We start from the raw sequence: 14644 nt of genomic DNA, 5'->3' as shown, positions 1-14644 counted from the left end.
GTCTGCGAAGGTGAGGGCATGAGACTCTTCGCCGCGGTGCTCCCGCCGGAGCACGTCGTCCACGAACTCGCCGCCGAGGTGGCCGAGTTGAAGAGGCTGCCCGGTTCGCAGGGGCTGCGCTGGACCAACCGGCCGGGCTGGCACTTCACCCTCGCCTTCTACGGGGAGGTCGCCGACGACGTCGTACCGGCCCTGTCGGACCGCCTGGCGGTGGTGGCCCGCCGCACGGCCCCCTTCGACCTGGCCCTGTCCGGCGGTGGCCAGTTCGGGCACGGCAAGGCCCTGTGGACGGGAGCCTACGGCGAGGTGGAGTCGCTGCGGCGGCTGGCCGAGCGGGCGGAGGCGGCGGCACGGAAGGCGGGGCTGCCGATGGAGGACCACCGCCGCTACCGGGCGCACCTGACCGTGGCGCGCGGCCGGGACTCGGTCGACGTACGTCCGTATGTGGATCTGCTGCGCGGCTTCACCAGTACGACCTGGACGGTGGGCGAGGTGGTTCTGGTCCGCAGCAACCTGCCGAGGTCCGGGGTGCCGGGGGAGCAGCCGCGCTATGAGCCGGTCGGCCGCTGGGCACTGGGCGGGGCCGGTTAGGCTCGATGCCGTGGACCCGAAAACCCGGAACCGGATCATGGCCGGTGTACTTGTGCTGATGTTCGTGGTGGTGGCCTTGGCTTCGGCCATGAAGTAGGCAGATGAAGGAGTCAGGGGCGCGGGGAGTCCCCCCGCGCCCCTACGGCGCTACCAGGCGAACGCCTCCGGCGACGGACCCGGACCCGGGAAGACGTCGTTCAGCCCCGCCACCAGCTCCTCGCTCAGCTCCAGCTCGACGGCGCGCAGCGCGGAGTCGAGCTGCTCGGCCGTGCGCGGACCGACGATGGGTCCGGTCACCCCCGGCCGGGTCAGCAGCCAGGCCAGGGCCACCTCGCCGGGCTCCAGGCCGTGCTTGTCGACCAGGTCCTCGTACGCCTGGATCCGGGCGCGGGCGGCCGGGTCGGCCAGGGTGTCGGCGGCGCGGCCCGAGGTGCGGCGACCGCCCTGGACCTCCTTCTTGATGACCCCGCCGAGCAGCCCGCCGTGCAGCGGGGACCAGGGGATGACCCCGAGGCCGTACTCCTGCGCGGCCGGGATGACCTCCATCTCGGCGCGCCGCTCGTAGAGGTTGTACAGGCACTGCTCGCTGACCAGCCCGATGGTGCCGCCGCGCCGGGCGGCGGTCTCGTTGGCCTGGGCGATCTTGTAACCCGGGAAGTTGGAGGAGCCGACGTAGAGGATCTTGCCCTGCTGGACCAGGGTGTCGATCGCCTGCCAGATCTCGTCGAAGGGGGTGTCCCGGTCGATGTGGTGGAACTGGTACAGATCGATGTGATCGGTCTGGAGCCGCTTCAGGCTGGCGTCCACGGCCCGCCGGATGTTCAGCGCGGAGAGCTTGTCGTGGTTCGGCCAGGCCGGCTGGCCGTCGGGGGCCATGTTCGCGTAGACCTTGGTGGCGAGGACGACCTTGTCGCGCCGCGCGCCGCCCTTGGCGAACCAGTTGCCGATGATGCTCTCGGTGCGGCCCTTGTTCTCGCCCCACCCGTACACGTTGGCCGTGTCGAAGAAGTTGATGCCCGCGTCCAGCGCCGCGTCCATGATCGCGTGGCTGTCGCCCTCGTCCGTCTGCGGCCCGAAGTTCATCGTCCCGAGAACGAGCCGGCCGACCTTGAGTCCCGTGCGTCCTAGCTGCGTGTACTTCATGGTCCCCCAGCCAACGGCTTGAAGTGCGCTCTAGGCAAGCGGGGTTGGGCTAGTCGCGGGGGAAGTCGTCGGTCTTGAGGGTGAGGTCGACGACGGTGCCGGTGAGGTCGATGTCGGTACCGAAGTCGAACGCTTCCCTCTTCTCGTAGTCGCCGTCCTGGGGGTCGGTGTAGACGTAACACCGTCCTACGTAGGGGTCGGCGATGACGTAGACGGGGACCTCGGCCTCGGCGTAGGCGAGCTTCTTCGGGCCGTAGTCGTTGGGGCCTGTGCCCTTGGAGATGACCTCGGCGACGAACACCACGTCCTCGTGGCGCCAGCGGCCCTCGTCGTTCTTCTTCGCGTATTCCTTGAACACGGCGATGTCCGGGCAGAAGCCGTTCAAGTGGCCCGGAAAGTCGATGCGGACGTCCGAGAACACCTTGACCCCCTTCCCCAGCCTGTTCCTGAGGGCCTGCGCGAATTCGAAGATGATCTCCCAGTGAGTGTCCCGCTGTGGCGTCATGTGGACGTTGCCCCCGACGATCTCGACCCTGAATCCTTCGGGGACGGGCATACGCTCAAGCCGCTCGAACCACTCGTCCAAATGCCTGGTGTTGGCGTCGGCGTCGGCCATCTCGATCCTGTCTTCAAGGACGGTCATCGTGGCGCTCCTCCCCGGCCGCCCCACGGACAGGTGCGGCCGCGCAGTACAACGATACGCACGGTGACCGGGACTCGCCGGATTCAGGTCAACTTGTTCCGGCCGCGTACGCCTGTCCGACCCCCCACGCCTCCCACATCGCCCCCGCGAACGCGCCCGCGATCCGGTGCTCCCCGCTCGCGTTGGGATGCGTGCCGTCGTAGGTGTCGGCGTGGATGTCGTACTCCTCGGGCGGCGAGGCCAGCAGCAGCGGGGAGCGGGGCTCGTCCAGGTCGGCGACCGTCTTGGCGAGCAGGACGTTGAAGAGGTCCACCTGGGCCGCGAACGGCTCGTCCGCCGCGGCCCGGATGTTCGGTATCACCGGGAGGACGACCATGCGTATGCGCGGGGCGGCCTCCCGCGCGCCGGCGACGAACGCCCGCACGTTCTGCGCCGTCTGCTCCGCGTTCGTGTAGAAGCCCAGGTCGATCAGGCCGAGGGAGACCAGCAGCACGTCCGGGCGGTGGGCGCGCACCGTCTCGCCGATCAGCGGGGCCATGTGCAGCCAGCCCTCGCCCCAGCCCGCCAGGTGGCGGCGCGGGAAGTCGGGCTCGGCGTAGGCGTACGACGTCGGCGCGTCGGACGACGTGTCGTACAGCTCCTCGCGCGGGCCGACGAACGTGAACGGGCCGCCGTACGTCTCGTACAGGTGCCGCCACAACCGGTAGCGCCAGGTGTGCTCGCCCGCGCTCCCGATCGTCATGGAGTCACCTACGGGCATGAATCTGAGCATCCGCTCATGATGGACGATCACGCACACCGGTGGGGTGTGAGGCCCACCACGTCCGGGGGCGGCCGGGCGGGGATGGCAGGCTGGGGGAATGCGTCGATCGTTCGCCGTCCTCGCCTCAGCGCTCCGAGGGGGCGGGCAGCAAGGTCGGGCGGAGGACGCCCCCGGCCGGGCCACCGGCGCAAGTCACCGTCCGGCGGCGCGAGTTCAGCGGCCGGTCCGGCCGGCGACAGCGGCACCTGCAAGACCGCTGCCGCGATCGTCGCCGCCGCGGTGGCCGCCCTCTTCGGGCTGCGGTGGCTGCGGCGCCGGGGCTGAACGGTCACTGTCCGCCGGGCTCCGCCCACTTCCCCGGCGGTGTCTCCGGAGGCGGCTGCGGGGGTGCCTCCTCCACCGGCCGCACCTCGTAGTGCAGCGTCGGCGCCCGCATCACCTTGTGCGACAGCGGCACCAACACCCCCTGCACGATCGGGTACTTGTGCCGCAGCAGCCGCGCCGCGTGCCGGTCCTCCGCGCTGCCGTGCTCCAGCAGCCGGGCCCGCGCGTGGATCTCCGGTCCGGTGGGGGCCCCGCGCACGGTGGCGGGGGCCAGCTCCACGTCGGGGTTGCCGCGCAGCCGCTTGACCTTCCAGGTGGTGCCCGGGGTGCGGAAATAGGCGTGGTCCCCCTCGACGGCGATGTTCACCGGGGTGCCGACGCCGGTGCCGTCCCGCTTGTGGGTCGTGAGCAGGGCGGCGTACTGCTTGACGAACGGGGCGAGCGCGGGGCTCGTACGCACACTGGCCATGTCTCCATGGAGGCACCGGACGCCCGGCTTCTCAAGTGCGGGGCGCATGGGAGCGTTCCCACCGGGCTGACCGGCGGTGCACCGGCAAGAGAGCGTCTCAGTGGAGGCAGAGGCAGAACGGATGGCCGGCCGGATCGGCGTAGATCCGCCAGTTGGCCCCCGAGCCGAGCTGGTCCGTCCGCTCCAGCACGGTCGCGCCGAGGGAGAGCGCCCGCTTCTCCTCGCCGTCGAGGTCGTCCACGTCGAAATCCAGGTGGAGCTGCTGCGGGCGCTCCTGGCCGGGCCATTCGGGCGCTCGGTAGCCGTCCACCCGCTGGCAGGCCAGCGGCGTCCCCTCGAACCCGTGCACCTCGACCCAGTCGGGATCCTCCGGGTGCGCGACCACCCGCCCACCGAGCAGATCCGCGTAGAACTCGGCGAGCCGTACCGGATCGGCGCAGTCCAGCGCGACTGCCTGCAACTTTCGAATCACTTCCGGGCACTCCTCGCGCTTCAGCCACTTCCGCCACGCTCCGTACGGGAAGGTCGTACCCGCCGTGGCGGCCGGCATGCGCGCCGGTACGCCGGCCCGTGCTCCGTCCGTGCCCCGTCATGCGCTGAGCGGACACGGGAGTTCGCCGCGCTCGCGATGCGGGGAACAGGTGACGATGGCCAGGGAAAGGTACGAGGGACGTTCGAGGTAGAAGCCGAGCGACACGTCACCGCCCGAGGCCAGCCGCTTCCGGGCGGAGGCGACGAGGGTGGTGAGGCGTCCGGCGTCCCGCTGGGCCGCGGCGGCGAACCGGGGCGCGTACTCGGTCAGTCGCCGCCCGAGCCAGACCGCCGCCTCCTGCGTGTCGTCCCAGCTGCCGCGCACCAAGGAACGCGGCTTGACCAGCCAGTACGCCGTCTCGATCGGCGGCAGATCCGATGCCGGGAACTCCGCTGCCACGTCCCGGTAGCGCTTGAGCAGGCGCTCTGCGTGTACGTCGCCGTCGGAGACCGGAGCCGGTGGGGGATCGGGGTGCGGGGGACGTCGTAGGGCCTCGTTGTCGAAGCGTTCTTTGGGACCGGTCCAGAGGTAGCCGTGGTGGTGCACGAGTCGTTCCCGGTTGGTCGCGCTGTTCCGGAGAAGCCGGCCGGGCCGGCGCGGAGGGGCCCGGCCCGGCCGGCGTGAGGACGAGGATCAGACGTTCAGGCCGAACCGCGCCGGGTCGATGCCGGCCACGGCCAGCTCCTCCGAGCTGAACCGCAACGGCACCGCGTCCGGCTGCTTGCTGTCACCGAGGGCCCAGGGTCACGCAGGACTCACCGTCCGGGTGGGTGCTGCCTCCGCACGCCTTCACGAACGAGGCACTGCTGAGGTCGAGCGCGTAGAGGTCGGTTCCGTTCAGCATGTGCTGCACCTTTCTGCTCACCGACTGATCGCGGCCAGGTCTGACCGCCGCCGCCGTACCGGGCGGGAGTTCAAGAGGGCCTCGCGGCACGCGGAGTCCCTGTACCGCGAGTGGCGGCAGCGCGTGCGCATGGGGCTGGCCAAGCTGCAGGGCAGCTACGTCGAGCTGTATCGGACAACCGGGTTGCTGCGTGTGCACTCCCCGGTTCTCGTTCCGGGTTTGCTCCAGACCGAGGGGTACGCGCAGGCTCTGTTGAGCATCGACGCCCGCTTCCGGGGGGTTCCCGACGATGCGGGGGAGGCTGCTGCGGCACGGGTTCAGCGGTCGCAGGTGATTCATGAACCCGGCCATCGGTTCGTGTTCCTCATCGAGGAGGCCGTTCTCTACTACCAACTCGGTGATGCCGAGGCGATGGCCGCCCAGCTGGGCTATCTCCTCACCGTCGGGGCACTCCCGCAGGTGTCGTTCGGCATCATCCCCACGGCGACTCGCAAGCGCGCGATGTGGCCGAAGGAAACGTTCGACGTGCACGACGACACCCTTGTATCCGTTGAGCTGATCTCCGCCGAGGTGAACGTCACCCAGCCCTCCGAGATCGCGCTCTATGTGAAGGCGTTCGAGCAACTTCGGAGCATGGCCGTCTACGGCGCCGAGTCGCGCGCCCTTATTGTGCAAGCGATCGACGCGCTGGGCTGATCCGGACGCTGCTCACACCCTCAGCGCCTGAGCACGTACGGCCGCACTACGTCGTCGCTGGCTTGCCAGTAGGGTCCCTGAGGGCGGACGGGGATGTGCCAGCACTCCTCGTCACGCGGGAACGGCAGCCGGTGCCCGGCCGCGCGGTTGAGCTTGGCCCAGCGGTGCCAGCGGGCATCACGAGGGTTCGGGAGTCGCCGGACGTACGGGTCCGGTGCCGGTACCTCCCTCGCGAGGCCCATGTCGTGGGCCGTAGGACTGCTGGAGCGTCGTCGGCCCAGCAGGCGGGCGAGCGCGTCATGAACCTGCCGGAACATACGCCCCCTTTGGCCGCCCCGCGAGCGCGAACCGGGCCCACACGCACTTCCTGTACGGCTCCTGCCGATGCCCCCACGCGTCGGCCAGCGCTGCCACGAGCGCGAGTCCGCGACCGCATTCCTCGTCCGGGCCGGAGTCGTGGGGGCGGGGGAGCCGGTCCCTGTCAGGGTCCGAGACCTCCAGCAGTAACTCCGGTCCGTCGACAGTGAGCGTGACCTCGACGCCTGCGTAGGTCGTCCGGCAGTGGCTCACGGCGTTGGTGACGAGTTCGTTCGCCGACAGGGTGACGGCGTCGGCGAGTTCGCCGGTGATGCCCCAGTCGGCGAGGGCCTTGCGGATGCGTTGGCGGGCGGTGGGCACGTGTCGTCTGCGCTTGGGGATGCGGAAGGTCTTGGTTGCGGGCATGGGGTGCCATACCTCCTGACGTTTCGCCAAGATGCGGATCTGCAAGCAGCGTGTGTCCATAAGCTAGAGGTGAAGATGAGCAGATAGCAATTGGTAGAGGTGCATAGATGCTGCTAGATATATGTTCGATCTCGGCATGCTCTACAGTTTGGCTGCGACAGCGAGAGGGGGACAGGGATGCCCGTGGGACGACCGACCGTGCGCAGCAGGCGACTTGGCGCGGCGCTCAAGACGTACCGACTGGCGGCGGGGATGGACCAGCTCCAGGCCGCCGAAGTGATAGCGGCCCACCAGACCAGGGTCAGTCGCATCGAGACCGGTCACGTGTCCGCTCGCCCACTCGAAGTCCGGGCTCTGCTGGATGCCTATGGCGTGCATGACTCCGAAGTCCGCCAGAAACTGGAGGACTTGGCTCGTCATTCGAAGCGCCGTGGCTGGTGGTTGGAGCATGCCGCACACCTGCGGCCAGATCATCTCGACTACATCGCCCTTGAGGACGACGCGACCTACATCCGGGAGTGGCAGCCGGTACTCGTTCCCGGGCTCCTGCAAACTCCGGCGTACGCAGAGGCGGTTGCCCGGGGGAATCCCCACTACATCGCCCCCGAGCGGATCGCCCAGTTGGTGAAGGTGCGCGAGAGTCGGCAGGCGAAGATCGAGGAAGGCGGCGCGACGTACTCCACCATCCTCTGGGAATCGGTCGTCGCGCACCCATTGGTGGACGTCGCGGTCCATCGGGAGCAGCTTGCCGCGATCCTTGAGGTCGGCAAACGGAAGAACGTCACCGTGCAGGTGCTGCCGTTCAGCGCGGGCGTACTGGGAGCCGTGACGTCAGACTTCTCCGCCTTCAGCTTCGATTCCGAGCCGGCGGTCGAAGCGGTGACGCTGGAGAACCTGAGGGGGACGTCGATCCTCGAAGGCTCCGAAGACCTCACCGCTTACGCCAATATGTACGACCAGCTACGCTCGTCAGCACTGGCGCCGGACGCGAGCGCGAAGCTCATCCGGGGTGTTCTGCGAAGCTTGAGGGAAGACGCATCGTGACCGAGGTTATAGGCCCCTTCCGGAAGTCGTCGTACTCCCAGCCGGAGGGGAACTGCGTAGAGGTCGCCGACACCACCGACAACGGCCGAGCCGTCCGCGACAGCAAGCACCACAACGGCCCCCTCCTCACCGTCTCCCGCGACAGCTGGCAGGCGTTCCTCCAGCAGTTCGCGTAGACAGCGGCCCGCGGGCACGTGCGAACGGCGCCCGGTGTTCACCGGGCGCCGTTCGGCGTGCAGTCTGCCGAGAGGTCAGAGCTTCTCGATCACGAAGTCGACGCACTTGGTCAGGGCCTCGACGTCCGCCGGGTCGATCGCCGGGAACATGGCGATGCGGAGCTGGTTGCGGCCGAGCTTGCGGTAGGGCTCGGTGTCGACGATGCCGTTGGCGCGCAGGACCTTGGCGACGGCGGCGGCGTCGATCTCGTCGGCGAAGTCGATGGTGCCGATGACCTGCGAGCGCTTGGCCGGGTCGGTGACGAAGGGAGCGGCGTACTTGGACTCTTCCGCCCAGGTGTAGAGGCGGGTGGAGGAGTCCTTCGTGCGGCCGGTGGAGAAGGCGAGGCCGCCCTGGCCGTTGAGCCACTCCAGCTGCTCGTTGAGCAGGAAGAGCGTGGCGAGGGCCGGGGTGTTGTACGTCTGGTTCTTGCGCGAGTTGTCGATCGCGGTCGGCAGGGAGAAGAACTCGGGCACATGACGGCCGCTCGCGTGAACCCGCTCCGCGCGTTCGATCGCGGCCGGGGAGAAGACGCCGATCCACAGGCCGCCGTCGGAGGCGAAGGACTTCTGCGGGGCGAAGTAGTAGACGTCGGTCTCGGACACGTCGACCGGGAGGCCGCCGGCGCCGGAGGTGGCGTCCACGAGGACGAGCGCGCCGTCGTCGGCACCGGCCACGCGCCTGATCGGCATGGCGACACCGGTGGAGGTCTCGTTGTGCGTGAAGGCGTAGACGTCGACGCCCGCCTCGGCCTGCGGCTCGGGGTGGGTGCCGGGCTCGGTGGCGATGACGGTGGGCTCGGCCAGCCAGGGCGCCAGCTTGGCGGCCTTGGCGAACTTGGAGGAGAACTCGCCGAAGTTGAGGTGCTGCGACTTGTTCTCGATCAGGCCGTGGGTGGCGATGTCCCAGAAGGCGGTCGAGCCGCCGTTGCCGAGAACCACCTCGTAGCCGTCGGGCAGGGAGAACAGCTCGGAGATGCCTTCGCGGACCTTGCCGACCAGGTTCTTGACGGGCGCCTGGCGGTGGGAGGTGCCCAGCAGGGACGAACCGGTCGCGGCGAGGGCGTCCAGCGCCTCGGTGCGCACCTTGGAGGGGCCCGCGCCGAATCGTCCGTCGGCGGGCTTGATGTCAGCGGGAATCTGGATGTCGGCCACGAGTCGGAGGGTATCCGGTGGGCGAAACCGGGCGGAACCATGTCCGTCCGATGAGACAAGATCGTCCGGCGGCGGGACTCGTGAATCAGTACGACGGTACGACGATTGGGGTGTGGCTGTGGAAAACTCTCGGTGACTGTGCGTGATCGGATGCATCCTGGACGCATGACAGATCTCGCCGAGGCGCTGCGCAGGGCCGTCCGGGGAGAGGTGGGCTTCGACGTCACCTCCCGGGCGCTGGTCACGATGGACGCGTCCAACTACCGACGGGTCCCGCTCGGCGTCGTGGCCCCGAGAGACGCCGACGACGTGGCCGCCGTGCTGGCGGTGTGCCGGGCGCGCGGGGTGCCGGTGGTGGCGCGCGGCGGGGGTACGTCGATCGCCGGGCAGGCGACGGGCGCGGGCGTGGTGCTGGACTTCACGCGGCACATGAACCGCCTGCTGGACCTGGATCCGGACGGGCGTACGGCCGTCGTCCAGCCCGGTCTCGTCCTCGACCGGCTCCAGGAGGCCGCCGCCCCGCACGGCCTGCGCTTCGGCCCGGACCCCTCCACGCACAGCAGATGCACCCTCGGCGGAATGATCGGCAACAACTCGTGCGGCTCCCACTCCGTCGCCTGGGGGACCACCGCGGACAGCGTGCGCGAGCTGTCCGTCGTCACCGCCCGCGGGCAGCGGCTCCGGCCGGGGCGGGACTGGGCCGGAGCGCCGGACGGGCTGCGGGAGCTGGCGGCGGGCGAGCTGGCCCGGCTGCGCACCGGCTTCCCCGACCTGCCGCGCCGCATCTCGGGGTACGCACTGGACGCCTTGCTGCCGGAGAAGGGCGCCGACGTCGCCCGCTCCTTCTGCGGCTCCGAGGGCACGCTCGGCATCCTGACCGAGGCGGTCGTACGGCTGGTGCGGGCGCCGCGCGCGCGTGCGCTCGCCGTGCTGGGATACGGCGACGAGAGCGCGGCGGCCGAGGCCGCGGCCGGACTCCTGCCGCTCGCCCCGCTGACGGTGGAGGGCATGGCGGCCGACCTGGTCCGCTCGGCGGCCGGGCTGCCGAAGGGCGGGGCCTGGCTGTTCGTGGAGACCGGCGGCGAGTCGGCGGGCGAGGCACGCGCGCGTGCGGAGGAGATCGTCCGCGCGGCCGACGTGGTCGACGCCCTGGTGGTGACGGACGCCGGTGCCCAGCGGGCCCTGTGGCGCATCCGCGAGGACGCGAGCGGCACGGCGACCCGCCTGCCCGACGGCTCCGAGGCCTGGCCCGGCTGGGAGGACTGCGCGGTGCCGCCCGCCCGGCTCGGCGCCTACCTGCGCGACTTCCGCGCGCTGCTGTCCGCGCACGGACTGCGCGGCACGCCGTACGGCCACTTCGGCGACGGCTGCATCCACGTCCGCATCGACTTCGACCTGCTCACCGAGGCCGGCGTCGGCCGCTTCCGCCGCTTCTCCGAGGAACTGGCCGGCCTGGTGGTGGAGCACGGCGGCTCGCTGTCCGGGGAGCACGGCGACGGACAGGCCCGCGCTGAGCTGCTGCCCCGCATGTACGGCGCCGAGACGGTCCGGCTCTTCGAGCGGGCCAAGGCGCTCTGGGACCCCGACGACCTGCTCAACCCCGGCATGCTGGTCCGCCCCGCGCCGCTGGACACCAACCTCCGCTTCTCGGTGCTGCCGGGGCGGCCCGTCGACGTGGAGTTCGGCTATCCGGCCGACGGCGGTGACTTCCGCGCGGCCGTCCGCCGCTGCGTGGGCGTGGCCAAGTGCCGTACGGCCACGGCGTCCGGCCCGGCGGTGATGTGCCCGTCCTTCCGGGCGACCGGCGAGGAGGAGCACTCCACGCGCGGCCGGGCCCGGCTGCTGCACGAGATGCTGGCGGGCGAACTCGTCACCGACGGCTGGCGGTCCCCGGAGGTCCGCGACGCCCTCGACCTGTGCCTGTCCTGCAAGGGCTGCCGCTCGGACTGCCCGGTCGGCGTCGACATGGCCACCTACAAGGCCGAGTTCCTGCACCACCACTACGCCGGCCGGCGCCGACCCGCGGCCCACCACAGCATGGGCCGGCTGCCCGAGTGGCTGCGCTGGGCGGCCCGCACGCGCACGGCCCCGCTGCTCAACGTGCTGGCCTCGCTACGGCCGTTCGCCGCCGTCGGCAAACGCCTGGGCGGGATCGCGGCGGAGCGGGACATCCCCCGGCTGGCGCCACGGACGTTCACCGGCTGGTGGCGCACGCGGCGGGCGGCTCCCGCGTCCGGGCCCGCGGGCAAGCTGGTCGTGCTGTGGCCGGACACCTTCACGGAGCACCTGTCCCCGTCCGTGGGCCGGGCCGCCGTCCGGGTGCTGGAGGCCGCCGGGCTGCGGGTGACCCTGCCGCCGACCCTGCTGCCGCGCGCGGCAGCGCTCGGCACGGGGCGCAGCAGATCGGCCGCCGCGCTCCTCACCGCTCGTCGGGCCCGCGTCTGCTGCGGCCTGACGTACGTCTCCACCGGCCAACTCGACCGTGCCCGGGCGGTGTTGCGCCGCACGCTGGACCTGATGGAGCCGGTGCTGCGAGCGCGCGTCCCGGTCGTCGTCCTGGAGCCGAGCTGCGCGGCGGCCCTGCGCACCGACCTGCCCGAGCTGCTGCCCGACGACCCGAGGGCGGCCGAGCTGTCCGCGGCGGTCCTCACCTTCGCCGAGGCGCTGGAACGGCATGCCCCGCACTGGACGCCGCCGGCGGTGGACCGCCCGGTCGCCGGCCAGACCCACTGCCACCAGCACGCGGTCCTCGGCGACAGCCCCGACCGCCGGCTGCGTGAGGCCGCGGGACTCACCGGCGTACTGAGCGGCGGCTGCTGCGGCCTCGCGGGCAACTTCGGCTTCGAGAAAGGCCACTTCGAGGTGTCGAAGGCCTGCGCAGAGGACCAGCTCCTGCCCTCGCTGCGCGGCGCGCCCGAGGAGGCGCTCGTCCTGGCCGACGGCTACTCCTGCCGCACCCAGCTGGCGCAACTGGCCGGGGTGAGAGGCAGACACCTGGCGGAGGTACTGGCACAGGCGCTGGATCCGGCGGAGCCGAGGGCCGGCTCATAGGGAAGTACTCAGGTTCATAAGAGAACTCCCAGGTTCGGGTGACTCTCTCAGGAACCGCCAAGGTTTTCACAGCGCCCCTTTGCCAACTTTGCCGTTCAGGGTCTGCGGTGGCGTGTAAGTTCTTCGGTGTCGGGAGCCGGACGCGGAATTCTCGAAAACGACAAGAACTGCGAAGAACTAGGAGTAGGAAATGGGCTTCAACAAGCTTGTCCCGCTGCCCCCCAAGCCCAAGAAGCAGCTTCCCCCGCCGCCGCACCCGAAGCCGAAGCCGCGGAAGCACCAGCCGAAGCCGCTGCCCAAGCCCTTCCCCGGCCAGGACAAGTAACCCCGAGCTGATCCGAAAGGGGTCGATGGTGCACCGTCGGCCCCCTTTCCTTGTTCATTCCGGAATCTCCGGAGCCGTGGAAGAAATTCCGGAAGCAATTCCGGGAAAGTGATCCGGAAGGGGGTCGGATGATCGACGAAGGCGAAGAATTCGAGGACGACGGGTACGGGACCCCCGCGATTCCCGCCCGAGCGGCATTCCGCCGTTTCTGGCCGCTGACCCGGGGCCTCAGAAAGTGGCTGCTCGTCGTCTGGGTGTGCACGGTGATCGCCGCTCTCGCCGAGACCGAGGCCGTCCTGCTGTTCGGCGATCTCACCGACCACGCCCTGGAGAAGGGGTCGCCGGCCGCGTTCTGGGCGCCGGCCCTGACGTGGCTGGGCGTCGCCGTCGTCGGCGCGTTCGTCGCGTACGCCGGCAACTCCCTGGCCGCGTGGGCCACCGAGCGCTTCGTGATGCGGCTGCGCGAGCACGTCTTCGACCATGTCCAGCAGCTGCCCCCGCACTTCTTCCAGCGCCACCGCCAGGGCGATCTGCTCTCCCGGCTGACCAGCGACGTCGAGGCGATCGAGACGCTGGTCGTGTCCGGCCTGGTCGGTGCCGCCTCGGCCGCCTTCTCCGCCCTCTTCTACGCCGCCGCCGCGTTCTGGCTGCGCTGGGACCTGGCCGCCGCCACCTTCGTGCTCGCGCCCCTGTTCTGGCTGGCCGCGCGCCGCTTCTCCGGTTCCATCAAGGACGTCTCGCGCGCGGGCCGGGTCGCCGACGGCGCGATCACCTCCGTGGTCGAGGAGTCCCTCGGCAACATCGTGCTCACCCAGGCCTACGATCGCCGCGACGCCGAACGCCGCAGGCTGGGCGAGGAGGCGAACGCCTGGTTCCGCGCCTCGGTCCGCTCCACCCGCCTGAACGAGGCCTACGAACAGCTCGTCCAGGTCATCGAGACGGTCTGTGTGCTCGCGGTGATCGGCATCGGCGCCTGGGAGATCTCCACCGGCCGCATGACCCTCGGCCAGCTGCTCGCCTTCGCCGCGTTCCTCGGCTACCTGTACCCGCCCGTGCGCGGCCTCGCCCAGCTCGGCCTCACGGTCACGGCCGCCACGGCGGGCGCCGAGCGCCTCATCGAGATCCTCGACGTCCGCCCCTCGGTCACCGACCCCCCACGCGGCACGGAGACCGGCCGCCCGGACGGCACGGTCGAGGTCCGCCGGGCCACCTTCTCCTACCCGGGCGCCGGGAAGACCGCCCTCGAAGACCTCTCCTTCACGGTCAGCCCCGGCGAGCTGGTGATCGTCACCGGCCCGAGCGGCGCCGGAAAGTCAACGGTCGCCAAGCTCCTGCTCCGCTTCTACGACCCCGACGCCGGCGAGGTCCTGCTGGACGGCGTACCGCTGCGCGACTTCCCGCTGGCCCGCCTGCGCGCGTACGTCACCCTGCTGCCGCAGGAGACCCTCGTCCTGCACGACACGGTCCGCGCCAACATCGCCTGCGGCCGCCCCGGCGCCAGTGAGCAGGCCATCGAGGAGGCGGCGAGGGCGGCCGACGCCCACGAGTTCATCGTCCGCCTTCCCGACGGCTACGACACCACGGTCGACCCCAACTCGGCCCGCCTGTCCGGCGGCCAGCTCCAGCGCCTGGCCATCGCCCGCGCGATCCTGCGCGACGCCCCGGTCCTGGTCCTGGACGAGCCGACGACGGGCCTGGACGCGATGGCCGCCCGCCGCGTCGTGAAGCCTCTTCGCCGCCTGATGGCGGGCCGCACGACGATCATGATCACCCACGATCTCAACCTGGCCCCCGACGCCGACCGCATCCTCGTGGTGGACCGCGGCCGTATCGTCGAGACCGGCCACCACGACGAGCTCCTGGCCAGGGGCGGCGCGTACGCCCGGCTGCACCGCTCGCAGAACAACGCGGTCATGGACACGGGCGAACTGCGCATGCCGCTGTGGGAGGACCACCGGCCGGACCCCCAGGGCGGCCGGCCCCAGGCGCAGCCGAACCAGGGACCGTACGCGTACGGACACCACGCAGCGATGTCCCTGGCCGACGGCCGACCGCTGTTCCGGGACGAGGAGAGAGCGAACGGGATGCCGGATCCCACGATGCGGGACAGCTACTAAAGGGGTTCA

At 70.7% G+C, this 14644-nt stretch carries 15 protein-coding genes and 1 pseudogene; 7 read left to right on the top strand and 9 right to left on the bottom strand.

Annotated elements, in window-relative coordinates; translation table 11 throughout:
* Positions 1-18: 18 nt before the first annotated feature.
* A complete protein-coding gene (thpR, locus tag BIV23_RS19320) occupies positions 19-591 on the top strand; it encodes an RNA 2',3'-cyclic phosphodiesterase (RefSeq protein WP_071382141.1) in 573 nt (190 codons plus the stop codon).
* 147 nt (positions 592-738) lie between these two features.
* Here thpR and BIV23_RS19315 read toward each other — a convergent pair whose 3' ends face one another.
* From BIV23_RS19315 to BIV23_RS19285, 7 genes and pseudogenes are all read right to left on the bottom strand, one after another.
* Positions 739-1734, bottom strand: a complete 996-nt coding sequence (locus BIV23_RS19315) for an aldo/keto reductase (RefSeq protein ID WP_071382140.1) — start codon at positions 1732-1734, stop codon at positions 739-741.
* A gap of 49 nt (positions 1735-1783) precedes the next feature.
* The gene (locus tag BIV23_RS19310; RefSeq protein ID WP_071382139.1) at positions 1784-2377 is read right to left on the bottom strand and encodes a Uma2 family endonuclease; all 594 of its coding nucleotides are present in this window, start codon (positions 2375-2377) and stop codon (positions 1784-1786) included.
* Positions 2378-2465: 88 nt separating this feature from the next.
* Positions 2466-3149 carry an SGNH/GDSL hydrolase family protein gene (locus tag BIV23_RS19305; protein ID WP_071382138.1) on the bottom strand — a complete coding sequence of 228 codons (684 nt, stop codon included), beginning with the start codon at positions 3147-3149 and terminating at the stop codon, positions 2466-2468.
* Positions 3150-3468: 319 nt separating this feature from the next.
* Complete coding sequence (locus BIV23_RS19300; protein ID WP_177239956.1) at positions 3469-3933, bottom strand: PPOX class F420-dependent oxidoreductase; 465 nt, start codon at positions 3931-3933, stop codon at positions 3469-3471.
* A 97-nt stretch (positions 3934-4030) separates the two neighbouring features.
* Positions 4031-4405 (bottom strand): VOC family protein, encoded by a 375-nt coding sequence (locus BIV23_RS19295; RefSeq protein ID WP_071382211.1) that lies wholly within the window; start codon positions 4403-4405, stop codon positions 4031-4033.
* A 117-nt stretch (positions 4406-4522) separates the two neighbouring features.
* On the bottom strand, positions 4523-5011 hold the full coding sequence (locus BIV23_RS19290; RefSeq protein ID WP_071382137.1) for a hypothetical protein: 489 nt from the start codon (positions 5009-5011) through the stop codon (positions 4523-4525).
* A gap of 87 nt (positions 5012-5098) precedes the next feature.
* A pseudogene (locus BIV23_RS19285) lies at positions 5099-5309 on the bottom strand (DUF397 domain-containing protein).
* Between BIV23_RS19285 and BIV23_RS19280 the strand changes: the two are divergent.
* A complete protein-coding gene (locus tag BIV23_RS19280) occupies positions 5232-6005 on the top strand; it encodes a DUF5753 domain-containing protein (protein WP_425443501.1) in 774 nt (257 codons plus the stop codon). The pseudogene BIV23_RS19285 and the gene BIV23_RS19280 sit on opposite strands and share 78 nt — an antisense overlap.
* 297 nt (positions 6006-6302) lie before the next feature.
* On the opposite strand, the gene BIV23_RS19275 is transcribed toward BIV23_RS19280, so the two are convergent.
* On the bottom strand, positions 6303-6728 hold the full coding sequence (locus tag BIV23_RS19275; RefSeq protein WP_071382136.1) for an ATP-binding protein: 426 nt from the start codon (positions 6726-6728) through the stop codon (positions 6303-6305).
* A 177-nt stretch (positions 6729-6905) separates the two neighbouring features.
* On the opposite strand from BIV23_RS19275, the gene BIV23_RS19270 reads away from it, so the two are divergent.
* Positions 6906-7772: a helix-turn-helix domain-containing protein gene (locus tag BIV23_RS19270; protein ID WP_071382135.1), complete on the top strand. Its 867-nt coding sequence runs from the start codon at positions 6906-6908 to the stop codon at positions 7770-7772.
* A complete protein-coding gene (locus BIV23_RS19265) occupies positions 7769-7948 on the top strand; it encodes a DUF397 domain-containing protein (protein ID WP_071382134.1) in 180 nt (59 codons plus the stop codon). The genes BIV23_RS19270 and BIV23_RS19265 overlap by 4 nt, the downstream gene beginning before the upstream one ends.
* Before the next feature lie 75 nt (positions 7949-8023).
* Here the strand turns inward: BIV23_RS19265 and serC are convergent, their stop codons facing one another.
* The gene (serC, locus tag BIV23_RS19260) at positions 8024-9142 is read right to left on the bottom strand and encodes a phosphoserine transaminase (protein ID WP_071382133.1); all 1119 of its coding nucleotides are present in this window, start codon (positions 9140-9142) and stop codon (positions 8024-8026) included.
* A gap of 165 nt (positions 9143-9307) precedes the next feature.
* Here serC and BIV23_RS19255 point away from each other — a divergent pair, with 165 nt between their 5' ends.
* The 3 genes from BIV23_RS19255 (at position 9308) to BIV23_RS19250 (ending at position 14635) form a co-directional block, all read left to right on the top strand.
* Positions 9308-12193, top strand: a complete 2886-nt coding sequence (locus BIV23_RS19255) for an FAD-binding and (Fe-S)-binding domain-containing protein (RefSeq protein ID WP_071382132.1) — start codon at positions 9308-9310, stop codon at positions 12191-12193.
* Between the two features lie 190 nt (positions 12194-12383).
* Positions 12384-12518 (top strand): hypothetical protein, encoded by a 135-nt coding sequence (locus tag BIV23_RS53240; protein WP_281250160.1) that lies wholly within the window; start codon positions 12384-12386, stop codon positions 12516-12518.
* 128 nt (positions 12519-12646) lie between these two features.
* Positions 12647-14635: an ABC transporter ATP-binding protein gene (locus BIV23_RS19250; RefSeq protein WP_079173243.1), complete on the top strand. Its 1989-nt coding sequence runs from the start codon at positions 12647-12649 to the stop codon at positions 14633-14635.
* The last annotated feature ends 9 nt before the right edge of the window (positions 14636-14644 follow it).

This window comes from Streptomyces monashensis (assembly GCF_001866665.1).
GTDB classification, from domain to species: domain Bacteria; phylum Actinomycetota; class Actinomycetes; order Streptomycetales; family Streptomycetaceae; genus Streptomyces; species Streptomyces monashensis.
The sequence above is the reverse complement of the archived record's forward strand: the minus strand, read 5'-3'. Positions and strand labels throughout refer to the sequence as shown.